Genomic DNA, 24,697 nt, shown 5'->3' with positions numbered 1-24,697 from the left:
AAAGACCCGCTCAACCCACCTCACCAAATGGATACCGCACCGTCGCGAACGGCCACTCACGCGCGAACCACTCCGGCACAAACTCCGTCACGCGCGCACCCAACCCAGCCGGCGCATCGGCGGTCACCCAGAACGACACGTCCGCGGCCGGCCCAGCCAGCGCATCGGCGCCGTCTCCCTCCGCCGGGTCGATGTACACGCACCCGTAGAGCGCCTCCTCGGAGGCGGGCAGGATCGCGTAGTTGAAGGATTCGTGCGTGACCATCTCGCGGGCGTGCCGGTCGAGGTCCTCACGGTCGGCCTCGGCGCTCATGTCCGCAGGCGGCCAGCCCCACGCCTCGCCGTACTTCGCCCACAAGGCAGGCTGATTGCCCATGACGGCGGGCATGTCGATCTCGAGGTCGTCGGCGCTGATGGGGCGCAGGTGCACCCCATCGCCGAGCGACACATGCAGCGGGTGCTCGAAGTCCGCGGGGAGCCAGGAAGCAGTCACGATGCGAATCTAGCCCCTGGCACGGACACTGGACAGGTGCAGATCGAAATCAAGCCGGCGACCGTGTTCGAGGACGTCGCCACCCTCGTCGGCCCCAAGAAGCCCACGTCGAACGTGTGCTTCTGTCTCAGCTACCGCATCGGCTCGAAGGAGAACAACGAGCTGCGCGGCCCCGAGCGGGCCGAGCGCGTGCGCGAGCTCTGCGAGCAGGACCCGCCGCCGGGCGTGATCGCGTACGGCGACGGCGAGCCCGTGGGCTGGGCCGCCGTGCATCCCCGCGCGGACACGAGCTTCGCGACCAACCGCACGATCCCGCACGTGGACGACCTCGACGTGTGGTCGCTGTGGTGCATCCGCGTACGCCCCGGGTACCGCAAGCAGGGCATCACGCACCACCTGATCGAGGGCGCAGTCGCGCACGCGCGCGACAGCGGCGCCCCTGCCATCGAGGGCTACCCCGTGGACAACAAGGGCGAGAAGGTCGACCTCACCATGGCGTACGTGGGCACGCGGCGCGCGTTCGAGAGGGCCGGCTTCACCAAGGCCGCGGACACGGACTCCGTGCTGAACGGCTTCCCGCGCGTGCTGATGCGGCTCGACCTGCGGTAAGCGACGGGCACTGCGGCCGGCCGATGCGCTCGCTGGCCCCCGCTCCCACGTCGCCTAGCGTCGCTCGGCCTCGGGCAGGGTTCGGCCCACCCACGCGCCCGCGACGCCGAGCGCCGCGAGCAGCAGCAGCGCGAAGCCCGAGCCCAGCGCGGCCAGCGCCGCAGTGACCGCGCCCACCGCGAGCAGCAGCACGCCCATGAGCGTGTTCGCGACGGCCACATACTGCGTGCGCTGGTCGCCCTCGGCGATGTCGACCACGTAGGTCTTGCGCGCCAGGCGCGCGCCCACATGCGCGAGCGCCAACAGCAGGTAGGTGGCGGCGGCGAGCCACGCGGCGCCTTCCAACGCGGGCACGCGCGCGAGCGCGAGGAACGCGACGATCACCGCGGAGGCCGCGAGCGACGCCCCGATCATCAGCCGCCGCGACGAGCGGTCGGCGAGGCGCCCGAAGAGGGGCCCGCCCACCACGCCGGCCACGCCCTGCGCGATGATGAACAGGCCCAGCGAGGACAGGCTGCCCTCCCCCTGGGCGGTCCCGAAGGTCACGACGAAGGGCGGACTGAGCGCCGACACGAGCAGCAGCGCCCGCGCCGTGACGAAGCGGCGAAAGATCCGATCCTCGCGCCACAGGTCGCGCGCCTGCGCGGCCCAGTTGGGGCCGTCCTCGGCGTCCTGCTCCGGCTCCTCGGCGGGCTCGCGGACGGTCGCGAACACGGCGGCAGCCACGCCCCACGCGATGGCCGCGCCTCCCAGCAGCGCCGCCAGCACCGCGGTGTTGACGCTGTCGCCGCCCCAGATCCTGAGTGCGAGGCCCAGGGTCAGGGCGACGGCGGCCGAGGCGACCGTCGTCACGCCAGTGATCTGGCCCCTCAGCCCCTGCGGGATGGTGCGGCCGAGTACGTCCTTGCTCGCGATCGAGGTCAGCGACCGTGCGAGCGCGAACACGGCAAGCGCGGCGAGAATGCCGACGCCCGCGACCACGCCCGATGCGGTGGCGGCCACGAGCGCGAGCCCCGTCGTCGCGACGGCCTGGCCGGTCGCGCCGGCGACCCACACCCACTTGCGGCGCGGCTGCTGGCGGATGCGCGGCGCCCACGCGGCCTGCGGCAGCATCGAGCCGGACTCGCGGATGGGCACAAGGAACGCGACGAACGCGCCGGGGGCGCCGAGCGCGGTGACGAGCCACGGCAGCACGGTCTTGGCGTTGACTACCTGATCGCCCATGGACTGCAGGGCCTGCGCGATCATCTGCCGCACGCCGTTGCGGGCGATGTGGGGCCGCGCCTCGGGCTTCAGGCTCTGGACGTCGGCGTCGTCGTCATCGACCAGGAAGCTGAAGACACGTTTGGAGGCCACCGGCCCATTATCGCGACACGGCTCCACCTTCCAACGCAATCACAAGCTGGGCGCTGGGCGCTGGGCGCTGGGCGCTCACACGAGACATCGTTCTTCTCAGGACTTGAAACCGTCACAAGTCGTCGCGCGGGACCTTTAGCGGTTATCGTGGACGCACGGGAGACTAATAAAACGCGGCGCGCATCGGGCGGAACGAGCCGTTGCTTCCCGCCCGGCCGTCAAACTGAGCCGGCGAAGTCGGCGCGTCGAACCGTGCAGGTTGTGATAGTCAATTCGACTCAGTGGACAGCCCGGCGGGTTGATAGCGCCCCGACCTGTAAATCAAGAGGGCGCGACGGAGGGTCTATCGCTTTGGGGATCCGGTGCGTTTGTCAATTCAGGTCGAACTCTCTCGCGAGATCCGAATGGCGTGTACTTTCCGTCGCGGTCGATGATCTCTATAAGGTCAATCAGAGCATTCTGGATCACGGCCGCGCGGGCGGGGATTTCTCCTCGGAGTGCGGATTCAGTTGCGAGCGCGATCGTGTCGAACCATCGGCTGAACTCAGGATCGGTTTCAATTCGGTGACAAAACTCGGCATAGCCGATCGTGGCGTTGGCCCCGGCGTCGATTGAAGTGAGGCACAGCTCGCCGATTGCACGCTGCTCGCCGGGAAAAACCTGAAACTCTGTGCCGTTCGCTGGATCCGAGAATGAATCCATGACCGCGTTAATGCCTTGCATTAGGTCCGGGTACGCCGAAGTGGTGCCGCCCACGAGCATGGCACGTCTGCGCAAGACTTCGATCCATGCGAAGTATTGCCCTACGAGATACGACGTGTTGCGCTCGAAGTACTCAGTCTCACGCTTCTCCTGAGATCGAACGACTGCAAGCGATCGACCGGTAGCAATAGTCCAGCACCTGCTCTGAAGATCACCGGCAGCGTATGCCAAAGGTTCCCTCACGAGCCGTTCGACTTCCCGCGCTTCGACAACTCGATCGCGATCCCGAGCTCGCATGGACATCACCGCGACCACTACTACCGAGCCAGCGCTCATGAGTGCCGCCAAGAGCGCGACGACCAGTTCAGCTGACATCCCGCCATCAAACCACGTTGAGCCGTATCCGTTGGGAGACCCTCGCAAACTGCACCTAGCTGCCCTCGTCGCCCTGGGAGGACCGCTACCGCGACAGGCAAGGCACAACGGCCGACGCTTCGGTGCGCACCAGTACGTATCGTTCTCCTCGCCGACTTGCTACCCAAGTATCGCTTGTACTCGCAAAGCCCCGCCGTTCGCGAAGACTTACGGGCAAGTGCCGCTCGCCGAGGCTTGATCGTGCAGTCGGCGCAGACCTACGAGTCGCCACCCGCGCAGGCGCAGCAATGGCAATGGAGCTGCGCGAAGGTCGGCTCGCCGCAATTGACGGACCTTGGCTTTCTACCTAGGCGGCCTGCGGCAGCATCGAGCCGGACTCGCGGATGGGCACCAGGAAGGCGACGAACGCGCCAGGGACGCCGAGCGCGGTCACGAGCCACGGCAGGACCGTCTTGGCGTTGACCACCTGATCGCCCATGGACTGCAGTGCCTGCGCGACCATCTGCCGCACGCCGTTGCGGGCGATCTGCGGCCGGGCGTCGGACTTCAGGCTCTGGACGTCGGCGTCGTCGTCATCGACAAGGAACGTGAAGATACGTTTGAAGGCCACCGGCCCATTATGGGTGTCGGCGCCGACAGCGCGGACCTACGGCTTGCGACGGCGACCGCGGATCGCGGCCGCCCTGTCCGCCACGCGTCGCCAGGACTTCGCTCCGAAGTCCTTCGCACTGACGGACGCCGAGCGCATGGCGCGCACGGCGCGGGTCTCGACGGGCGCATCGGCCCCATCGTCGCCGGACAGCGACAACCACTCGGGCCACTCCTCGACTGGCGGCGAGAACCCCTCGCGGCAGGCCTTCACCACGGAGGAGCCGAAGTAGTAGCTGGTCGCGCCGCCCGCGACCGCGCCGATGACGGGTATGGCCTTGGAGCCGATCCTCACGCCGCCCATCACCGCGCCCTGCGCGATGGCGTTCTTGGCGAGCACCACGCTGACGGGCACGAGCGCCGAGTCCGGCAGCTGCTGCGCGAGCAGGTCGCCCCACTGGGGTCCCGCGGCTTTCGCGACGGTGGAGGCGGTCGCCCGCGCGGTGTGAACGGTCGCGCCGGCGGGCAGGGCGGACAGGACGAGCTCCGTCACCCGACTCTTGCGCTTCTCGCCGAGCATCGCGCCCAGCACCACGGCCTTGGCGCGCTCGGGGTCCTCGATGGGGATGCCGCGCAGCTCCGCCATGCACAGGGCGAACAGCGCGGTGGTCTCGTAGAAGAACGAGAGGTCCGCGACGCCGAGCCCGATCGCCACCGGCACGCCCACCGCCGGGATCGCGGCCGAGGCGCCCACCGCCGCACTGGCCGACGTGGTGGTCGCGACGTACTGCTTCTCGATGATGCGCATCACCTCGGCGGGGCTGGCGTCCGGCCTGCGCCGCCGCACCTCCTTGATGTAGGCGGTGACGGCGGGCCGCTGCACGGCGATGGCCTTGAACACGCGCTCCTGGAAGTCGTCGGGGAGGGCGACGGCGGTCGAGGGCTTGTTATTGGCCGATGCGGGTGTCATGAGGGACACGGTAGCTCGCGGTGGTGACGTGGCTGGCAGTGGGGACGCCCGATGCGCGCGAGGGGCTACGTGACGTCGCCGCCGCTCACGGTGAGGGTGTTGCCCTTGAAGAAGATGCTGCGGTAGGGCGAGGTGTAGAAGCTCTGGCCGGTGTTGCCGGTCAGCGTTGAGTCTTGGATGGTGAGCGACCCCGTGGGGTTGTTGGAGACGTAGAACACGGCGGGTCCGCCTTCGGGCGCCATATTACTGGTGATGGTGGACCGCGCGATGGTGACGTTCTGGTTTGTGCCGTCGAAGTAGACGGCGCCGCCGTTGCCGCCGCGCCCGTCGGACGCACCCTGTCCCGTGGCGACGTTGCCGGTGAACGTGGAGTCGGCGATGCTCATCCGAGATTGCAGCGAGCTCACTGCTCCCCCGTTGGCGCACCTGTTGTCGCTGAAGCGGGAGTTGGAGATGGTGACGCCTCCACCCACGCCGGTCGCGCGGATGGCGCCGCCGCCAGCATCGGAGTGGGCGGTCATGCACCGGTTGGACGTGAACCACGCGTCCTGCACGGTGAGCGTGCCGCCGCGCATCGCGATGGCGCCACCCCCGCCGCCGCCCGGGAGCGTGTCGACTCCCGCGGGAGACACGGTGGCGTTGCCGTCCGTGAAGCCGATGTTGCGGAAGGTGACGTGCGGAGTGGTCTCGTTCTGGCAACTGGAGGACAGCCATCCGAACGTCTCCTCACAGCTGTTGGCGTAGAAGATCCCGCGTGACCCGCCGCCGCTCAAGGTGATGACCCCTCCACCGTCGACCGTCAACGCAGCCACGGGGTCTCCCCCTCGCCAGGGGTGCTCACAGTTGTGCGTGTTGCAGGTCATGAGTGTCTGGTTGAGCTGGATGGTAAGTGCGGCTGGGCCGCAATCGAAGGACACGTCCCCGCCGCCGAGGACCGCGGAGGCCACGGCCGCTGACGTGCATGACGCGGGGGTGCCGTCGCCCACCACCACGCTCGTGCCGTTGCGGCTCACCACGCCTTCCCCACTGCCGCCTTCTTCGATCTGCCGATCCAACCGGTACATGAAGGCCGCCATCGCATCCCGCGTGATGTTCGACAGCGGGCGGTACGTGTTGTTGGAGGACCAGCCCCGGGAGATCCCCGTCTGCGCGAGCCAGGTCATCTCCTTGTAGAACTTCGATGACGGAGAGATGTCCGTGAACGGCGACCAGCGTGGAGCCGTGAACGTGGGCTTGCCGGCGAGTCGGTACATGAAGGCCGCCATCGCGTCGCGCTTGACCGGCTCGAACGGGCGATAGGTGCCGTCGGCGTATCCCGTGCTGATGCCCGTCTTCGCCAGCCAAGTGATCTCCTTGTAGAACTGGGTGCGCGGCGTCACATCGCGGAAGGGGGACCGTGCGGGCGGGGTGAATGCCGGCTTCCCGGCCAGGCGATACATGAACGCCGCCATGGCGTCGCGGGTAATGGGCTGGTGAGGCCGGAACGTCCCGTCCGCATACCCGGTGGAGATGGCCTGACTCGCGAGCCACTCAATCTCCTGGGCGAATGGCGTGCCCGAGGGGACGTCCGAAAACGTTGGCGCTGCCGCAGTGCTCGATGCGCTCACCATCCCGCCGAGCAGGAGAGCGAAGCCCGTGAAGGCGGATGCGACGGTGCGGCGCCAGGTCATGACAGAACCCCCGAACGAGTGATGAAACGGACTTACCGTACCTGCTCGGCGGCGGCGGCGCCGGGACGATGCGCGAGTCGCCGTGGCGGTGGTTGCCTCCTACGCGCGAGCCTCCTGGCGGTTGCCGTCCAAGAGGCCGAGCGCGGCGGCCTCGTCGGTGACGTCGATGCCCGCGGGGCACCAGGCGATACAGCGGCCGCAGCCCATGCAGCCGAGCATGCCGAACCGGTCCTCCCAGGAGGACAGCTTGTGGGTGATCCACTGGCGGTAACGGGCCTTGGTGGATTCGCGCATGGGGCCGCCGTGGATGCTGCCGACGTTCACACCGAGTGAAGTAGCAGTGCTGTGAAGCGGGAGTCCCAGACGCGGTGGCGCTCGGCATGGTCGCCGGCGAGGTCGCTGACGTCCGAGACCGTGGTGCAGAAGCACGTGGGGCACACCAGCGTGCAGTTGGCGCAGGCCGGGCATCGGCTGGCGACGTCCTCTCACCGGGAGGATTCGGCCGATGCGCGCAGGGTGTCGTGGATGGTCGCCGTGTCGATGGCTCGGGTTTGCTGCGTGGCGGCGTGGGGGGTAACGGCGAAGGCTTCGTGCTCGTCGTCGAGGGTGGCGGGCGTGGTGTCGAGGGCGACGGCGACCTCAAGGCCGGCGGCGCTACCGACCGCGAGGACGAAGTGGTGGAGGTCGGGGTCGTCGGGGTGGATCTCGGTGAGGAGCAGGTCGTACGACGCTTCGCCGGTCTCGGGGTTGGTGTCGCGCGGGCGCGGGCCGGTGCCCATCGAGGCGCAGAAGCAGCTCGCGGCGGAGTCCGAGCACGCGACCGCGACCGCGACCACAAAGGTGCCGTCGCGGCGCGCGGCGTAGTGGGCGTCGGTGAACTGGCGTCCCACGAAGACGGTGTCGTGGATCTGGACGGCGCGCAGGTCGCAAAAACCGCGTGCCGAGGAGTGCGACCTTCTGGGTGTCCAGGACGTCGCGCTCGACGGTGAAGTGGCCGTCGTGCTCTTCTTCGGTGCCGCCGTTGTCGCGGCGGCCCCGCCAGATGACCTCCTCCGCGGGGAAGAACACGGGCTTGGTGGACTGCGCGGGGGCGGCGAACCCGAAGTAGCCGCCGTCACCGCGCTCGCGGAGCCGGTAGGTCGCGGCGTCCTGGCTGTCGCCGACGCCCTGCTGCGGGAGGTCGGAGCCCGCAAGAATCTCTCCGGTGACGATCGCATCGCCCCGGACAGTCCGCCCCATGACGGTGTAGCTGCGCTCACGCAACACATCGATGAGGGCGCCGAGTCCCGGTGTCGAGAGGATTCGGATCTCGTCCATGACACGCCTCCACAGTCGACGCTACGTCGCGTGCGGGGAGCGGCAAGGGTCTTTGTTCTGGGATAGCGACTATGCGCGAGAGCCTCGGAACACAGCCCCCGACGGGCGCGACCGAAACTGCTGACGCAACTTCCCCGCGCGAGACGGGACGCACGCAACCACATCGCGATAGTGCCGACGGGTGCCCATACCTAGGTAGGAGTATCAAAGGGGTCTCAGAAGGAGTCACACTCGAAGTATCAACAAGTATCACAGTGGCACCTGACATACCTGATCTCTGCGACTGGGAACAGTCTTCCGAGCCGACTCACATGTAGACTGACCCCATGAACAACGAGCCCTTCGACCCGTTCGCGGACGTGCAGAGCGACCCAGACCCAACTCCGGCTTCTCATCGGGCGGAGCTTCTGCATGACGCCCAGCGTGGCTACGCGCAGATCCGCAAGGTATTCGTACAGCAACCAAACACCTCGGCCGTCCGACCGTCACTCCTCGCGAAGTTCGTGACTGGGCGAAAGGAGCGTGCTCTAGATGCGTTCCTGCTGCTGCACGCCCTCCAGCCGATCTTGGAAGGAACGCCTCTGCCTCTGAGCACCTGGGCACGGGTCCTGTCAAGCAAGACCGTGTGGCAGCCAGGCGACGCGCTCCGCGCCTTTCGGACGCTTGAAGGCCTTCGTCTCGTCAGCATCTCCGGCGGCCGGTCGCGTCCCACGATCGCTCCGCTGCTCGAAGACGGATCTGGAAGTCCGTGGACGCGACCGGGCAGCGACACGACGGAGGAAGGCACCGGCTACTTCACTATCCCTTTCGAGTACTGGACCACGGGACTCGCTGATCGACTCGCGTTGCCAGGTAAGGCAGTGTTCTTGATCACCTTGAAGGAGACTCAGAACCCGAAGAACCCGGCGTTCAACATGGCGTATGAGCGGGCGAGTGACTGGTATGGCATCAGCGAGCGGTCGGTTGAGCGCGGGTTCGCAGAGCTTTCTAGGGAGAACGTGCTCCTCACTCGCACCGTGAGGAAGTCCGATGCGCGACACCCTCTCGGCATGCGTTCCGAGCATTGGCGCGCGCTCGACTCGCCGTACAGCTCACCAGATCGGCAGCGGCTCCAGGCGGCCGCTCAGAGCGCGATCACACGGCGGCGCCCAAGCCCATAGGAGTTGACCGCTGAAGAGCGCGCACGACCCAGCACACTCCCGAGGAGGACCAGGCCTCGGGCATAACGACATTGCAGAGAGGAGGTTCCGATGTGAGTACGCACTACCTTGGCCGCGAAGGCTGGAAGACCGTCCGCGCCGCCGTCCGCGGGGGCTGGGGTCCGACACTGCGCCTGCTAACTCTGCTCATGGTGACCTCGATACCTCCACTCGTCGCAGCCACCGTGTGGTTGCGGTACTTGGACTAGTACCGCGGCAGCCAAGGGCCGAGAGTGCACCGCCGTGCAGTCGTCACGAGCATGAACGAGTCTGAACCATCAGCTTCAACTACCCGCGACTCGCCTTCCGAATACTGGCCCGCGGCTGCGGGACAGACGGTGCCGATCCATACGGGCTGGGCCGCAGGTGTCCTAGCCCGATCCAAGCCGCCTTCAGGCGTCGATAGAGTTGGCCGCAAATGAGCGCGCCACAGCACCCGCTTCGCAGCGAGCGACGTCCCCGCCCTGGAGCGAGCGCGGCCGCGATCCGGGCCGTGGATCTGTTCGCAGGTTGTGGTGGCCTCACGCTCGGCCTCTTCCAAGCATCGGCCACCAGAGACCTGCGACTTGAGATCCCCCTGGCTGTCGACTTCGAGCCGCTCGCAACTAGCGTCTACAGCGAGAACTTCCGCTTCGCCGATCGCGTGGAGTCTGCGCCGGTCGAGCAATTCTTCGACGGTGAGCTCGGGGCCTCCCCGACTCTCGTGGAGAAACGCACCGCCACCGATGTCGGCGCCGTCGACGTCTTGCTCGGAGGCCCGCCCTGCCAGGGCCACAGCAACCTCAACAACCACACGCGCCGCGTCGACGGCAAGAACGCCCTCTACCTCCGCGTGGTTCGCGCAGCCGAGATCCTGAATCCTCGCGTCGTCCTCATCGAGAACGTGCCAGCCGTCCTCAACGACCGGCACGACGGCGAAGGCGTGGTCGATCGCGCACGGAAGCACCTGACAACGCTTGGCTACGCCGTCAAACACACGGTGGTCGAGCTCGACAAGCTCGGTGTCGCACAGACGCGCCGCCGTCACATCCTCCTCGCGATTCACCGCGACGACGCCACCACTCCAACCGAGGTCTTCGATGCGCTCCCCCAGTTCCCGCGCCGCGACCTCCACTGGGCCATCGGCGACCTCGTCGAGGCCGACGAGGCGAACCCGCTCGACCGCGCTCCGAAGGCACAGGCCGTTAACGAAGAGCGAATGCGGTACCTCCTCGACAACGACCTCTACGACCTTCCGAACGCGCTGCGCCCCACGTGCCATCAGGGCGCGCACTCGTACAAGTCGATGTACGGACGCCTGCGCTGGGACGAGCCGGCGCAGACGATCACGAGCGGCTTCGGGAGTATCGGCCAGGGCCGCTACATGCACCCCGAGCGCCTCCGCGCGCTCACCGCGCACGAGGCGGCGCGCATCCAGGGCTTTCCCGACTACTTTGACTTCTCCCCGTGCCCGACGCGCGGCGCACTGGCGACGATGATCGGCAACGCTGTTCCGCCAGCGCTCACGGCGGCGATTTTCGAGACATACCTGGCGGAAACGGCCAACGCACATGACCAAGGGCAGACACAGGCCGTCGCGTCCGGTTGACTCAGTGCACCGACCGGGCAGACTGGCGAAGTGAAGAACTGGGGGCAAGGAACTTGACGACGAGTTCGATCGCGACGGATGACGCAACCACGCGCACCAACGAAGTGCCTGAGATCGGCAGCCTGGTCAACGTGCGCGGCGCACGATGGACGGTGACCGACGTGACGGCACAGTCGCTGCCCCGCAGCAGCGCCGACGACGGCCGCGCCGAGCTCCAGCACGCGGTGACGATGCAGTCGGTCGAGGAGGACCACTACGGCCGCGAGCTCTCCGTCATCTGGGAACTCGAGCCGGGCCGGAGCGTCATCCACGAGCAGGGACTCCCGACCGAGCTACAGGCCGACCAGTTCGACGACCCCACCACCTTCGCCGCTTACGTCGACGCCCTGCGCTGGGGCGCGCTCACCAGCGCCGACCCCAAGACGCTGCAGGCGCCGTTCCGCAGCAGCGCCTCCGTCGAGGCCTACCAGCTTGAGCCCCTCCGCCGCGCGATCGACTCCCCCCGCGCGAACATACTCCTCGCCGACGACGTGGGCCTCGGCAAGACCATCGAGGCAGGCCTCGTCATCCAGGAGCTCCTCCTGCGCCACCGCGCCCGCTCGTCCATCGTCCTCTGCCCCGCCGGTCTTGTGATCAAGTGGCAAGAGGAACTGCGCGACAAGTTCGGCCTCCACTTCGAGATCGTCAACTCCGAGACAATGAAGACGTTCCGCCGCACCTTCGGCGTGCACGCCAACCCCTTCCGCGTCTACCCGCGCGTCATCGTGTCGATGTCGTGGCTGCCCTCCCCTCGCGCCGAGCGCTTGCTCGAGGAGGTCTACGCGAGCGTGAACGATGCGCGCACCGCCGAGCGCCGTGCGTTCGACATCCTCGTGGTCGACGAGGCGCACCACGTCGCCCCCGCGACGCCGAGCCGCGCAGGCGCCGACAAGGCGCGATACGCCGTCGACAGCCAGCGCACCATTGCGGTCCGCCGACTCGCCGAGCTGTGCGAGCACCGCCTGTTCCTCAGCGCGACCCCGCACAACGGCTACACGGAGTCCTTCACCGCGCTGCTTGAGATGATCGACCCGCAGCGCTTCGCCCGCGGCGCCGACCTCGACGAGCAGGCCCTCAAGCAGGTGGCGGTGCGCCGCCTCAAGCGCGACCTGCCCGACGAGGGCTTCCGGCTCCGTGAGGTCAAGCCCCTGTGGTTCGATCCCTCCGCCGACGAGTCGGAAGCCTACGAGCGCCTGATCGCGTTCACGCGCCGCCGCAACGGCGCGGTCCAGCAGGAGCGCGGCAAGCGCGCGCTCGACCTCGCCACGGTGATCCTCAAAAAGCGCTTCTTCTCCTCGCCCGTAGCCTTCGCCGCGACGGCAGCCGCCTACCTCAAGGCGCGCGGCGACGCGGACGTCCAGCTTCCCGACTATGACGATGTGCTGGGCGACGAGGCCTCCGACGAGGAAGAGGGCCGCGAGGAGCAGCCCGAGTTCGAGGCGCTTCGCAGCGCGAAGCGAGCCCAAGTCGCGCTGACCAACGAGGACATCTCCGACCTCGAAGAGCTCATCGCATGGGGCAACGGATACGACGGCCAGCCCGACTCGAAGCTCGACTCGCTCCTCAACTTGATCGAGGGTGAGCTCCACATCCCGGGCTTCGGCTGGGGTAACGAACGGATCGTCGTGTTCACCGAGTACGTCACCACGTTGGAGTGGCTGCGCGACGTGCTCCAGTCGCGTGGGCTCGGTGGCGACCGCCTGGCGATCATCGACGGCTCGACCGACGCCGAGACGCGCGAGGAGATCCGCGCACGCTTCACCGCTCCCCCGCGCGATGAGCCCGTCCGCATCCTCTTGGCGACCGACGCCGCAGGTGAGGGCATCGACCTCCAGACCTATTGCCACCGCCTGGTGAGCTTCGACATCCCGTTCAACCCGAACCGGCTCGAGCAGCGCATCGGCCGCATCGACCGCTACGGGCAGGAGGAGACTCCGCTGGTGTGGCACCCGCGCGCCAGCAAGGACAACACCACCGACTACGCGAAGGACAATGACCTGCTCGCGCGGCTCGCGAGCAAGATCGCGAACTCTGAGCACGATGGTGTCTCCGCGAACGAGATCATCGCGCCCGACCTCCAGCGCGAGCTTGGGTTCGGCGAGGGACCCGCGCGCAAGTCGCAGGCCGATGCAGGCGGTCAGGTCATCAACCGCGTCCTCCAGGCGGAACACACCCTGGGGCGCAACCTCACCCGCCTTGCCGAGCGCCTCAAGGACTCGCGGGACAGGATGCACCTCCATGAGGGCAACCTGCTCCGCGTCTTCGAGCAGGGGCTCCGCGTCTCCGGACAGCCGCAGCTCGTCGAGGTCTACGACCCCCGCGAGGAGGCCCGCCTGTTCGAGGTGCCGTCGGGGCTCTCGAAGACCTGGGTTCCCGCGCTCGCAGGTCTCGACACGCGCCTCGCACCGGGAGTCCTTCGCCCCATCACGTTCGACGAGCAGCGCGCTCGACACCAGACCGACGTGGTCTACGCGCACCTCGGCCACCCCCTGATCCAGCGCGCCGCGCGTGAGTTGCGTGGCCAGGTGTGGACACGCACCGACCAGATCCGTGGTGTCAGCGCCGTCGTCGTTGACGGCCTCGACCAGTCGTTCGCCGCGGGAGTCGCGCGCCTCGTCCTCGTCGGCGAGGGCGGCACACGCCTGCACGAGGAGGTCTTCCTCGCGGGCACGCGCCTGTCGCGCCGTCAGGAGCTCGGCATGGAGACCGCCGAGGCGCTTCTCGCGTCAGCGCTCGATGGCGCCCGGCTGACGCAGCCGGGGTCACGGGTGCTCGCAAACCTCGCGGCGGACTGGACCACGCAGGCCGGCGACACCGACGGCATCCGCAGCCGCGTCATCACGGCCATCAACCGGCGAGCCGAGCGGCTCCAGGCAGACGTGGACGCGGACCTCACTGCACGCCGCGGTGCGGATCTCTCTGCGGTCGAAGAGATCTTCACGCGCTTCCGATCGACCCTTGAGGGCACGCTCGCTGCAGCCGAGCAGGCGCGCGAGGTAGGCGAGGAGCTGCTGTTCCAGCTTCCGGAGGAGAAGCAGCAGCGTGAGCGCGATCTCGCACGCGTCCGGACCCGATTGTCACACCTCGCTGATGAACTTCATGTCGAACGCGACGCCGTCGACCGTCGCTACCGCGACGTGAAGGCGCACACCTTCGTCGCCGCGCTCGTGTTCGCCCTGACCCCTGAAGACGCCGAGAAGCTGGAGGCCGCCGGTGCCCGTTGATCCGTGGGAGTGGCTGTCTCTGATCGACAGCGACGGGCCCTTCCTGTCGAAGGCAGCCCTCAAGTCGTTCCATCCCTCCGGGCTCCCGAAGCCCGACGCGACCACGGATGATGTCAACGCGACCTTCGTGGACGAGTTCACCCGGTGGACCGCCGCATGGTCGTCGAGCACGGACACGTACACTGCCGCGCGCGACCGATGGGTCGAGGCGGTCCTCCGCACCCTGCTCGACTGGTCGGACGACCTGGCCCTCTCGCCCGAGGGTCTGGCCGCCGAGTCACCCAACGGCGCGGTAACTGTTCGACCGTGGGCGGCCCTGGCCGGCGACAACGGACCGGCGGCGCTGGTCACCGTCGTTGACCGCACCGAGGACCTGCGATCCACCGGCACCGACGGCTGGTCGGCGAACGCCATCGACCGCATGGCAGTGTTGCTCCGCGAGACGGGCGTGAGCATCGGCATCGTCACCGACGGCCGCTGGTGGGCGCTTGTGTCCGCAACCAAGGACGCCACGGCCGCGAGCGGCGTGTGGGACGCACTCCTGTGGCGGGAGGAGCGGCCGAGCCGCGACGCGTTCCTCGCCCTCGCGAGCTACGCCTCGATCGCCGGCGGCGCGCCCGAGAAGCGACTTCCGCTCCTGTTCGAGAAGAGCGTCGCGAGCGCCGAGGAGATCACCGAGGCGCTCGGCGACCAGGTGCGCCGCGCCGTCGAGCTCGTGCTGCAATCGATGTCCGACACGCACCTGCGTGCGCTCGCCCAGGGCGAGCCGTCTCCGCTCCCCGAGGACCCGAAGGCGGCCTACGAGGGTGCGGTCACAGTCCTCATGCGCATCGTCTTCCTCCTCTTCGCCGAGGAGCGTGGCCTGCTGCCCGAACACGAGCTCTTCCGATCGTCCTACTCGATCTCGACCGTCCGCGAGGCACTCCAGCGCGAGGCGACATCGACCTCGGTCGAGGCTCTCGACCACTCCTGGGAGACCTGGCATCGGCTGCTCGCGGCGAGCAACGCCGTCTTCGGCGGGGCGTCGTTCCAGGACATGCGGATGCCGGCCTATGGCGGGTCCCTCTTCGATCCGGCCCGGTTCCCCTGGCTCCACGCGACCGATTCACGAGGGCAGCTCCGCGTGCGACTCACGGACCGAGCCATGCTCGCGGTCCTGCGTGCCGTGCAGACCATCGAGGACGGCGCGATGCAGCTGTCGTTCCGCGACCTCGACGTCGAGCAGATCGGCTACGTGTACGAGGGCCTGCTCGGCTACTCCGCCGCGTACGTGCCGGAGGTCACCGTCGGCCTGCAGGGCAAGGCGGGGTTTGAGCCCGAGATCGCGCTTGCCGAGCTTGAGGAGATCGCGGCCGACGCCGCCGCCCCCGCCGACTTCGCGAAGAGCCTGGTCGAGCACCTGAAGAAGACCCAGGAGCAGTCGAAGCCCAATACGGCGAACCAGATCGCCAAAGCGTACGCGGCGGACGATGCGGATGCGGCGGCCGATGCGCGCACGCGCCTGAGGCACGCCCTCCTCGGCGACGATGAGCTCGCGGGCCGACTTCAGCCGTTCCACGGTCTCATCCGCAACGACCTACGCGGTTTCCCGTACGTGGTTCCCGCCGGTGGCCTCGTGATGACCGAGTCGCCGCAGCGCGCAAACACCGGCACCCACTACACGCCCCGATCACTCGCGGAGCAGGTGGTGCTGCACGCGCTGCAGCCCCTCGTCTACTCCCCCGGTCCTCTCGACACTGAGAACATCAGTGAGTGGAAGCTCAAGTCGTCGGCCGAAATCCTCGACCTCAAGATCGCCGACATCGCCGCAGGATCCGGCGCGTTCCTTGTCGCCGCCGCCAGATACCTCGCCGATCGGCTGATCGAGGCGCGCGCGAACGAAGGCCTCGTCGTCGACAGCGAGTCCGATCTCAAGCGCTGGGCCGTGCGCGAGGTGGTCGCACGCTGCCTATACGGCGCCGACATCAACGGCATGGCCGTCGAGATGTGCAAGCTCTCGCTTTGGCTCATCTCGATGGACCCGGGAAAGCCGTTCTCGTTCGTCGACGACCGCGTGTTTCACGGGAACTCGCTCCTCGGCGTCACGACCGAGGCGCAGCTGCGCGCCCAGCACATCTACCCCGAGCGACGACGTCAGGGATCGATCCTGCAGCTCGACGTGGACAGGGATCTGGACGATGCGGCACGCATCCGGCGGGAGCTCTCGTCGGGCCAGGTTGACGATGCGGATCGCATGCGGTCGACCAAGGCGAAGCAGGCGCTCCTAACGCAAGCCGAGCAGGTCACCGCGAAGCTGCGCGACGTCGCCAATGGCATCATCGCCGCTGGGCTCATGGAGGGCGGTAAGCCGGGCGCCAAGCTCGATGACAAGTTCGTCATGCTTGCCGATGCTCTTCGCACCGCCTATCCGGAGGGCGACGCCATCGAGCCCGATCGATCGAAGCTCGATGCGATCATCGACCGCGGCCTCACGCCGACCGTCGACACCGGCGAAGCGCGCTGGAAGCCGCTGCACTGGATCCTTGAGGCTCCGGATGTGATTCACACGCACGGCGGCTTCGATGCCGTCATCGGCAACCCGCCCTTCTTGGGCGGCAAGAAGATGTCGCCCGCGTTTGGAGCGCCCTTCCGCGAATATGTCGCCGCGGTGGTTGGCGGTGGAAGGAAGGGCCACGCAGACCTTGTTTCGTACTTTGTGCTGCGGGCTGGCCAGCTCGCGCGGCCCGATTCGACGATCGGTCTGGTGACCACGAACACCATCAGCCAGGGTGACACGCGCGAAGTCTCGCTGGACCAGTTGACAGTCGGGCCGTGGAGCATCTACCGGGGGATTCGAAGCAAGCCCTGGCCTGCCGCAAGTGCTTCGCTCGACTATGCGGCGATATGGATTACCCCGAAGCCCATTCTTGCGCGAGTGAACATCGATGGAATCGTCGCGCACGCAATTACTACCCAGCTAGAGCCCGCGGGCCGCGTATCGGGAATGCCGATCCGTCTCGCGCAGTCCGCAGCCCTTGCGTTTGTCGGTTCATACCTCAATGGCGCTGGGTTCGTGCTCGAAGATGAGGCCGACGCATCGGCCATGCGCCACGATCCAACCTCCCAGGTGTTCGTCAAACGCTATATGACAGGCGAGGCGCTCAGTCAGCAAGTGCCAACAGAGGCGCAAGAGTGGGTCATTGACTTCGGCAACCTTCCGGAATCGGCGGCGAGGGGAGCCACGGCGGCTTACGCTCACATTCGCGAGCATGTCGAGCCGTATCGCCGCGGGCTGACGAACAAACCGCGCCAACAAGAGATCTGGTGGCAGTTTGAGCGACGAGCAGTGGCGCTCTACGAGGCCATCGACGGACTCGAGGAGGTAGCGGCTATGACGATCGTGAGCAACTCCGTCATGCCACGCATGGTTCCGAGCGAACAGGTGTTCAGCCATGGTGTCTGTGTCTTCGCTACCGATGACCCTGCGGACCTAGCATTCCTGTCATCAGCGCCGCACCAGCTATGGGCAATTCGAAACTCGTCCACACTCGGCGCAGGGCTCAGGTACACACCGTCAGATGTGTTCGAGACGCTGCCCCGCCCGCAGAACACAAGTGGAATGCGTGAGGCCGGCTCGCAGCTCGACCGTGAGCGGCACGAAATCATGACGCGGCGAGGCATCGCACTCACGCCTCTCTACAACATGTTGAACGCGGCGGATTTGCATGGCGACTCGGACATGGACCTTCTTCGGTCGCGCCATGTCCAGGTCGACAACGCCGTCATGGAGGCATACGGCTGGTCCGATATCCCACTGGACCACGGTTTCCACACATATCGCCAGATGGAGCGCTGGACTGTCAGTCCGGCGGCGCGGGTCGAGATTCTCGACCGCCTCCTTGAGGAGAATCACCGTCGCGCGAAGCTTGAGGCCGAGTCCGCACCCGCCAAGAAGCCGAAGCGCGGCAAGAGCCTCGGCGACACCGCGAAGCCCGAAGGAGCAATGTTCTAGTGGACGCCTCCCCTGCCACTACATCCGCGCAGGTGCGCGACGAGCTCGGTGACCTGATCGCCCGCGACCTCGTCGGTCCGTGGGACGGGCCCGACGAGACCATCGTCGGCACGCCTCGCGCCCGCTACCTCGCGGGCGCACTCGCGCCGATCTCGCTTCTCGACGGCGGCGCGATGCCCGCATCGTCCCCTTCCGAAACTGATTCGGCGGGGCTTGACGACGTTCGCTCGGACGAATCCCTCGCGGTGACGGACCTCACCGTCGCGCACGAGGTCCAGGGAGTGCCCTCCGACGAGGACGAGTCCATCAGCGAGGCAACGCCCCACGAGCCCGACGAGGATCGCGGGCCGGAGTCGAAGATCATCGCGCCGTCGTCCATGGGGCTGCGGTTCCAGGTGCCGGCTGGCACGGGGACGCTCCGGCTCACCGCGCGGTGGGGCAGATACACCTCGCGCCGGGAGGCGGATGACCAGGGCAAGACCCAGACCTTCTACGACCGCAAGCCGTTCGCGACGACCGCCGAGATCGATGTCTCGCTGGTCTCCAACGGCGAATCGGTAAGGCGCGAGGTCGACGACGACGTGGCGATCGACATCGAGGTCTTCGACCACGAAGGGCACCGGGTCATCGAGGCGGCGCTGCTCAACATCGCGGTCACCGGGATCGAGCTCCCACCGAAGCTCTGGCTGTTCCAGGCCGAGCTCGAGGTCACGGCGCCCGACGGCATTGACGTCTTCTTGCCAGCCCGCGACGCCATGGTCGCCGACCGCGCCTCGCGCGACCCCGAGGTGCGTCGCCTCGACCTGCTCTATCGCGACCACCTTGAGTTCGCGGTCGGGCGCACCGCATCCGTCGAGTGGGACGTCTCCGCCGACGATCCCCGCCGCGCGACCGCCGTTCGGACCACGTGGCTGCCCACCGCCGAGGTCCCTCAGACCCAGGCACCTGCGGTGCCCGGCGCTGTGCTCAGCATGCGCGCACTCATGGACGCCACGCCCGCTGATCTCAAGGCCGGGCTCACCCCCCTGGTGGACGGGTACGCGACCTGGTTGGGCGAGCGCGAGGTTGAGAACGCCGAGCTGCCGGAGTGGCTCCAGGAGCAGGGCCGCATCGGGCTTGAGGACGGAGCCTTCGCGCTCACGCGCCTGCGCACAGGGCTCGACCTGCTGGTCGAGAACTCCCAGGCCCAGAAGGCGTTCCAGTTCATGAACCGGACAATGCGTGACCAGCGGCTCAGGTCGCAAGTCGCGGCCGTACGCATCGAGCAGAAGGAGCTGTCGATCGCCGAGGCGGTGGCCGAGGTGGACGCTCGCGGCGACAAGGCTGCCTCCTGGCGCGCCTTCCAGCTCGCGTTCATCCTCATGCAGCTGCCCTCCGTGGTCGACCCCACGCACGTGCGCCGTTCGACCGACTTCGCGCGTGCCGAGCTGCTGTTCTTCCCCACCGGTGGTGGAAAGACCGAGGCCTACCTGGGCCTTGCTGCCTTCACCTTCGGCATCCGCCGCCTCCAAGGCAAGGTCGAGACCCCGGAGGGGCTCCTCGACGGCGGCGACGGCGTCGCGGTGCTCATGCGGTACACGCTGCGCCTGCTCACGTCCCAGCAGTTCCTGCGTGCCACCACGCTGATGTGCGCGGCGGAGCTCGTACGGCGCGAAGATCCGGGCACGTGGGGCGAGGCGCCCTTCAGCATCGGTCTGTGGGTCGGTTCGAGCGTCAGCCCGAAGCGGTACTCGGAGGCGGCCAAGCAGGTGAAGGACGTGCGCGAGAGCGACGGCAACTCCGCCTTCGGGCTCACGGTCCTGCAGTTCGACCACTGCCCGTGGTGCGGCACGGCGATCAACCCGAGGTCGAACGTCGAGGCCGACAACGTCGAGAAGCGCATCCGCGTCTACTGCGGCGACCGGCGCGGCCGCTGCCCGTTCTCCGCGGGCGGCTCGGCACAGGTCGGTCTCCCGGTGCTCACCGTCGACGACGAGATCTACCGCCACCCGCCGACGTTCTTGCTCGCGACCGTCGATAAGTTCGCGCGCCTGGCCCGCGAGGGCGAGGCCGCCAGCCTGTTCGGCTACGTGGCCAAGAAGTGCCCGCGCCACGGCTACAAGCACCTGGACACCGACAGCACCGTCTGCGGCGCCGACTCCCACAACACCACGACGGCCAACGGACGCACCTATCCCCGGACGCAGGTCGCTCCCATCGGACGGCTCCGCCCGCCAGACCTCATCATCCAGGACGAGCTCCACCTCATCACCGGCGCGCTCGGCACTGCGGTCGGCCTCTTCGAGGGCGCGATCGACGTCCTGTCGAGCTGGGAGCTCGGCGCGGCCGGCGACGCGAAGGCGGTCAAGCCGCTGGTGATCGCGTCGACGGCAACGGTCCGCAAGGCCGCCGAGCAGGTGCAGCGCCTGTACGCGCGTGAGGTCGAGGTGTTCCCGCCGCAGGTGCTCAGCGTGAGCGACACCTTCTTCTCCAAGGAAGTGTCGCTGGACGATGCGCCCGGGCGCCGCTACCTGGGCGTGTGCCTGCACGGGGCGCGGCTGACGCTCGCGGAGATCCGTCTCAGCGAGATCCTCCTGCTCGCCGGCCAGAAACTATTCGACGAGCACGGCGCCGCTGCCGAGCCGTACATGACCCTCGTCGATTACTTCTCGGCCACCCGCGAGCTCGCGGGCATGCGCCGCTACCTCGAGGACGACGTCACCACCCGCGTCAGCAACCGCGACAGGGCGAGCGAGTACCCGCGCCGACGGACCCCGCTCAAGCTCGGTGAGCTCACCTCACGCATCTCCTCGTCCGAGATCGGCAAGACCCTCACCCACCTCGCATCCCCCTTCGAGGCCGAGTCCGACACCACTGTCGGGCGCAGGGCGATCGGCGCCAAGCTCCAGGCAGGCGAGAAGCTTCCCGACCGTGAGCTCCCCTACGACGTCGTGCTCGCCACGTCGATGCTCCAGGTGGGTGTGGACGTGCCGCGGCTCGGACTGATGATGATCGTCGGGCAGCCAAAGAACACCGCCGAGTACATCCAGGCCTCCTCCCGCGTCGGTCGTGACGGCGCCAAGCCGGGCCTGGTCGTGACGCTCGCCAACCGCGCGCGACCTCGCGACATGGCCCACTATGAGCAGTTCGAGCACTATCACGACACGTTCTACGCGAACGTGGAGGCGCTGTCGGTCACGCCGTTCTCCGAGGCCGCGCTTGAGCGCGGCCTCACCGGACTCATTGTGTCCGCGGCTCGCGTGCTCGAATCCACCCAGGCGAGCGCCGTGTCGCTCTCCCCCGACGCCAATGCGGGTGCGGGGCGCATCGTCTCCCGGCGTGCGGCGATCGACGCGCTCGTCGACAGGCTCGTCGCCCGCGTCGCGGTGGCGGCCGGAGACGAGGACGCGAATGCAGCTACGACTATGAAGAGCAAGCTCGTGCTGCGGCTCGACAAGTGGACCGACCAGGCGACCGCCCTGCAGGGCGCGCTCACCTACGTGAAGAAGTCGCTGCCGCAGCAGCACGTCACGCCGCTGCTCGTGAGCCCCGAGGACACGCTCGGCGAGGAGGGCGACCGCCTGTTCCAGGTCGCCAACTCCATGCGCGAGGTGCAGCCGGAGATCGACCTGCTGGTGTCGCCGTTCCCGGGCAAGCTCGCCGAACCGCCGACCGCCGCCACGCCGCAGTGGACGTTCACCGCGAAGAAGGATGCGAAGTGACCGAGACGAACATCTTCGCGACAAGCGCGGCCGATGCGGTCGCCGACCCTGGCGTAGGAATCGCCGGCGACGTCGCTGATCCCTATGCGGGCGGGGGTGAGCCGAAGAACCGTGCGCGGGTGGGCTCCATCCGACCGAACGCGATGCTGTTCACCTCGGGCATCGGCGCCACCGTCGACCTGCCTCAGATCGCGGTAATGCCCCAGGGCATCGACTCGTGGGACAAGGCGTACGCCCGTCTGGGAGGCGAGCCCCCGCTCGTGCTGGTTCCGCGCCTACTTGAGGCCGTACGCCGACAGCTCGGCAACCAGGTCGGCGAGCTGCGCCAGCCGCCGTGGCTCCCGGACGAGCTCGGTGGCGACACCACGCCGATCGGCATCCCCACTCGCATCTTCCCACAGTGGCTCCGGTGTACCGGCTGCGACCTGCTCGCGCCCGTCGCGGCGAACGCGTTCGAGTTCGAGAACACCCGCAAGCACCGCCCCGACCTCGCGCGCTTCATTCACCGCGGGTGCAAGGGGCGACCGAACAAGCAGGGGCAGTCCACGCAGAAGGCCCGTGCCCGCGTCGCCGTGCCCGCGCGCTACCTCATCGCCTGCACCAACGGGCATCTCGACGAGTTCCCCTACGTTGACTGGGTACACGGCGCCGACAAGCATCGTCAGGAGTGCGTCGCGCAGCCAAAGATGCGGATGCTCGAATGGCGCTCCAACCTCGGACCGCAGGTGTCGATCCAGTGCGTCAACTGCAAGGCGCGGCGCAACGTCGCGGAGCTGACGCGTGCCGGCGGCGAGGACTCGCTCCCTAACTGCCGTGGCCGGCACCCGCACCTTCCATCCTATGCATCGGCCGACAACCCGTGCACGGGCGAGGTGCGGCTCATGCTGCTCGGCGCCGCCAACCAATGGTTCCCCGCGACGGTCAGTGTGCTCGTGCTGCCGTCGCGCAAGGAGCCCCAGCCGGCGGACATCGTCACCGAGGTCCTCGGCCTGCCGCCGGCGCAGCTGGCCGATCTCCAGTCGCCCGACGACATGAAGGCCTGGCGCAAGTTCGGCCTCAAGGCCATGACCGGCAAGTTCGACGGAGTCTCTGACGAAGACCTCTGGACGGCGATCCAGATCGCGCGCGGAGACATCCCACCGGTCGCACCGGCGCCCGCCAGTCCCGTCGGATACGACCCGAACTACCTCCTCGCCCCCGAGTGGGAGAGCCTGACCCACCCTACGGAGTTCCTCGCCGAGGACCCGCGCAACGGCTTCAAGGTCCACCCTGTCCCCGTCGCATCGTCCCTCGGACCGATCCTCGGCGAAGTAGTCGCCGTCGACCGCATCCGCAAGGCCAACGCGTTCATCGGCTTCACGCGCATCGACGCGCTCGACCGGGTCGGCGATGACGCGACGCGTATTGCGCCGATCGCGCTCTCCGGCAAGCCGACGTGGGTGCCGGCGACCGAGGATCGCGGCGAGGGCGTGTTCCTGAGGTTCGACGAGCAGCGCGTCGAGGCGTGGGAGGCGGGCGTGCTCACCAGCGATGTGTGGGCCGCGCACTGTGCCGCGCACGAGCGGAACCTCGCCCGCCGCCAGAGCCGTACCGCGGTCGTGCTCGATGCCGACGAACGCATGCCACCACCGCGTTACTGGGCTCTGCACACGCTGTCGCACCTGCTGATCCGCGAGATGGCCATGTCCAGCGGCTACGGCTCCGCGTCCCTGTCGGAGCGCCTCTACGCTTGGCGCGCATCGGAGGGTCGCGCCCCTGCGGCAGGCATCCTCATCACGACGACATCGCCCGACAGCGAGGGCACGCTCGGCGGTCTTGTCGATCTCGCACGGACGGAACGGCTTGAGGGCGTGATGCTGGATGGGTTGCATCGAGCTCAGCGGTGCTCGTCGGACCCGATCTGCGCTCACCGCGTGCCGAAGGGGCAGGAGGACTTCCTCCACGGCGCGGCCTGCCACTTTTGCGCGTTCCTGTCCGAGACGTCGTGCGAGCGCGCCAACCGGTTCCTCGACCGGCGGTTCGTGCTCGGCTTGCATGGCGGATCTCTCGATGTGAAGGCGCTGCTGGCGGGCGTGACGGTAAGCGCCGGCTGATGGCGGACCCGTTCGTCGAGCTCGCGTCAGCGCTGTCGCCTGCGCTGGCGGTCAGGATCGCGTCGGGGCTTGAGATCGACGGACGGCTCTCGAAGGCGGCGGCGAAGCTGGCGGCCGACTCGCCTGCGGTTCCCGCTCTTGGGGCTGCGTTCGAGACCGTAGGCGCGGTGGCGCTCGCGGGGATCCTACGGGGCTTCGCGGCCGCTGCCGATGCGAACAGCACCGACATCCGCGCCGTATGGAGCGGTCCGACGTTCGACGGAGACGGTGACCATACGACATCGGCGCTTGCACATCTCATCGATAGTGCTTCCGAGGACGTGTTCGCTTCGACGTTCTCTGCTACGCGAGACTCTGCCTTCGTGGACGCGCTTTGGCGCGCCGTTGCTAGAGGGGTTCCTACAACTTTGCTCGTCGATTCATCGGTCAACGGTGGCCAGACAGCCGCGATGCTCAGAGACAAGCTTTCTGGGGCCCAGTTCTGGACGTATGTCCCGTCAGGTGGGCAGTATGGCGTACAACATTCCAAGGTTGTCGTCGTCGATTCACGCAGTGCCTTCGTCACTAGCGCCAACCTCTCGAAGGCAGGCGCGGAACGCAATCTCGAGACCGGTGTACTGATACACGACGCCACGTTCGCATCGCAGATGCGGCAACGCTTCACCGCTCTGCAGGGCTCGGGTTCGCTCGCGAGCCTCTGACGTCACGCGTCGCCTCAGCGGGCTCCTTCTGCGCTGACGGTCAAGACTGCCCGCGGTCCTTGATCGGCGACCGTGCCGACG

Annotated in this window: 17 protein-coding genes and 1 pseudogene; 9 read left to right on the top strand and 9 right to left on the bottom strand. The window is 67.8% G+C overall.

Features of this window, described 5'->3' with window-relative positions; all coding sequences use genetic code 11:
• Window positions 1–10: 10 nt before the first annotated feature.
• Window positions 11–493: a GNAT family N-acetyltransferase gene (locus B7K22_RS09130; protein WP_084039591.1), complete on the bottom strand. Its 483-nt coding sequence runs from the start codon at window positions 491–493 to the stop codon at window positions 11–13.
• A gap of 36 nt (window positions 494–529) precedes the next feature.
• Between B7K22_RS09130 and B7K22_RS09125 the strand changes: the two genes are divergently transcribed.
• Window positions 530–1,102 carry a GNAT family N-acetyltransferase gene (locus B7K22_RS09125; protein WP_084039590.1) on the top strand — a complete coding sequence of 191 codons (573 nt, stop codon included), beginning with the start codon at window positions 530–532 and terminating at the stop codon, window positions 1,100–1,102.
• Between the two features lie 54 nt (window positions 1,103–1,156).
• On the opposite strand, the gene B7K22_RS09120 is transcribed toward B7K22_RS09125, so the two are convergent.
• From B7K22_RS09120 to B7K22_RS09090, 8 genes and pseudogenes are all read right to left on the bottom strand, one after another.
• The gene (locus B7K22_RS09120; protein WP_084039589.1) at window positions 1,157–2,458 is read right to left on the bottom strand and encodes an MFS transporter; all 1,302 of its coding nucleotides are present in this window, start codon (window positions 2,456–2,458) and stop codon (window positions 1,157–1,159) included.
• A gap of 321 nt (window positions 2,459–2,779) precedes the next feature.
• Complete coding sequence (locus B7K22_RS11940) at window positions 2,780–3,535, bottom strand: hypothetical protein (RefSeq protein ID WP_144276332.1); 756 nt, start codon at window positions 3,533–3,535, stop codon at window positions 2,780–2,782.
• 346 nt (window positions 3,536–3,881) lie between these two features.
• Window positions 3,882–4,145, bottom strand: a complete 264-nt coding sequence (locus tag B7K22_RS09115) for a hypothetical protein (protein ID WP_084039588.1) — start codon at window positions 4,143–4,145, stop codon at window positions 3,882–3,884.
• A gap of 36 nt (window positions 4,146–4,181) precedes the next feature.
• Window positions 4,182–5,093, bottom strand: a complete 912-nt coding sequence (locus tag B7K22_RS09110; protein ID WP_144276331.1) for a hypothetical protein — start codon at window positions 5,091–5,093, stop codon at window positions 4,182–4,184.
• Between the two features lie 65 nt (window positions 5,094–5,158).
• Complete coding sequence (locus tag B7K22_RS12125) at window positions 5,159–6,763, bottom strand: S-layer homology domain-containing protein (protein ID WP_084039586.1); 1,605 nt, start codon at window positions 6,761–6,763, stop codon at window positions 5,159–5,161.
• Window positions 6,764–6,862: 99 nt separating this feature from the next.
• Complete coding sequence (locus B7K22_RS12410; RefSeq protein ID WP_084039585.1) at window positions 6,863–7,057, bottom strand: 4Fe-4S dicluster domain-containing protein; 195 nt, start codon at window positions 7,055–7,057, stop codon at window positions 6,863–6,865.
• Window positions 7,058–7,083: 26 nt separating this feature from the next.
• A pseudogene (locus B7K22_RS12465) lies at window positions 7,084–7,221 on the bottom strand (4Fe-4S dicluster domain-containing protein); the annotation flags it as partial.
• A gap of 27 nt (window positions 7,222–7,248) precedes the next feature.
• Window positions 7,249–7,653, bottom strand: a complete 405-nt coding sequence (locus B7K22_RS09090) for a hypothetical protein (RefSeq protein WP_084039583.1) — start codon at window positions 7,651–7,653, stop codon at window positions 7,249–7,251.
• Here B7K22_RS09090 and B7K22_RS09085 point away from each other — a divergent pair.
• The 8 genes from B7K22_RS09085 (at window position 7,637) to drmC (ending at window position 24,616) form a co-directional block, all read left to right on the top strand.
• Window positions 7,637–8,146: a hypothetical protein gene (locus B7K22_RS09085; protein WP_144276329.1), complete on the top strand. Its 510-nt coding sequence runs from the start codon at window positions 7,637–7,639 to the stop codon at window positions 8,144–8,146. The genes B7K22_RS09090 and B7K22_RS09085 overlap by 17 nt on opposite strands.
• A 260-nt stretch (window positions 8,147–8,406) precedes the next feature.
• Entirely contained in the window at window positions 8,407–9,240 is an 834-nt protein-coding gene (locus B7K22_RS09080; protein WP_084039581.1) for a hypothetical protein, read from the top strand.
• Window positions 9,241–9,772: 532 nt separating this feature from the next.
• Window positions 9,773–10,867, top strand: a complete 1,095-nt coding sequence (locus B7K22_RS09075) for a DNA cytosine methyltransferase (RefSeq protein ID WP_159448825.1) — start codon at window positions 9,773–9,775, stop codon at window positions 10,865–10,867.
• Between the two features lie 104 nt (window positions 10,868–10,971).
• Window positions 10,972–14,130 (top strand): DISARM system SNF2-like helicase DrmD, encoded by a 3,159-nt coding sequence (gene drmD / locus B7K22_RS09070; protein ID WP_255372180.1) that lies wholly within the window; start codon window positions 10,972–10,974, stop codon window positions 14,128–14,130.
• Entirely contained in the window at window positions 14,120–18,121 is a 4,002-nt protein-coding gene (locus tag B7K22_RS09065) for an Eco57I restriction-modification methylase domain-containing protein (RefSeq protein WP_084039579.1), read from the top strand. Before drmD ends, B7K22_RS09065 begins: the two co-directional genes overlap by 11 nt.
• Window positions 18,121–21,822 (top strand): DISARM system helicase DrmA, encoded by a 3,702-nt coding sequence (drmA, locus tag B7K22_RS09060; protein ID WP_084039578.1) that lies wholly within the window; start codon window positions 18,121–18,123, stop codon window positions 21,820–21,822. Before B7K22_RS09065 ends, drmA begins: the two co-directional genes overlap by 1 nt.
• A complete protein-coding gene (gene drmB, locus B7K22_RS09055) occupies window positions 21,819–23,915 on the top strand; it encodes a DUF1998 domain-containing protein (protein ID WP_200807384.1) in 2,097 nt (698 codons plus the stop codon). The genes drmA and drmB overlap by 4 nt, the downstream gene beginning before the upstream one ends.
• Window positions 23,915–24,616, top strand: a complete 702-nt coding sequence (drmC, locus tag B7K22_RS09050; RefSeq protein ID WP_084039577.1) for a DISARM system phospholipase D-like protein DrmC — start codon at window positions 23,915–23,917, stop codon at window positions 24,614–24,616. Before drmB ends, drmC begins: the two co-directional genes overlap by 1 nt.
• Window positions 24,617–24,697 lie beyond the last annotated feature (81 nt).

Source organism: Demequina sp. NBRC 110053, assembly GCF_002090095.1.
Classification (GTDB): domain Bacteria; phylum Actinomycetota; class Actinomycetes; order Actinomycetales; family Demequinaceae; genus Demequina.
This window is presented reverse-complemented; position numbering and strand designations above follow the sequence as displayed.

Excerpts from the sequence above, each read along its gene's own strand:
- B7K22_RS11940 (WP_144276332.1), bottom strand. The coding sequence starts at position 3,535 with ATGTCAGCTGAACTGGTCGTCGCGCTCTTGGCGGCACTCATGAGCGCT.
- B7K22_RS09110 (WP_144276331.1), bottom strand. The coding sequence starts at position 5,093 with ATGACACCCGCATCGGCCAATAACAAGCCCTCGACCGCCGTCGCCCTC.
- B7K22_RS12125 (WP_084039586.1), bottom strand. The coding sequence starts at position 6,763 with ATGACCTGGCGCCGCACCGTCGCATCCGCCTTCACGGGCTTCGCTCTC.
- B7K22_RS12410 (WP_084039585.1), bottom strand. The coding sequence starts at position 7,057 with ATGCGCGAATCCACCAAGGCCCGTTACCGCCAGTGGATCACCCACAAG.
- B7K22_RS09080 (WP_084039581.1), top strand. The coding sequence starts at position 8,407 with ATGAACAACGAGCCCTTCGACCCGTTCGCGGACGTGCAGAGCGACCCA.
- drmC (WP_084039577.1), top strand. The coding sequence starts at position 23,915 with ATGGCGGACCCGTTCGTCGAGCTCGCGTCAGCGCTGTCGCCTGCGCTG.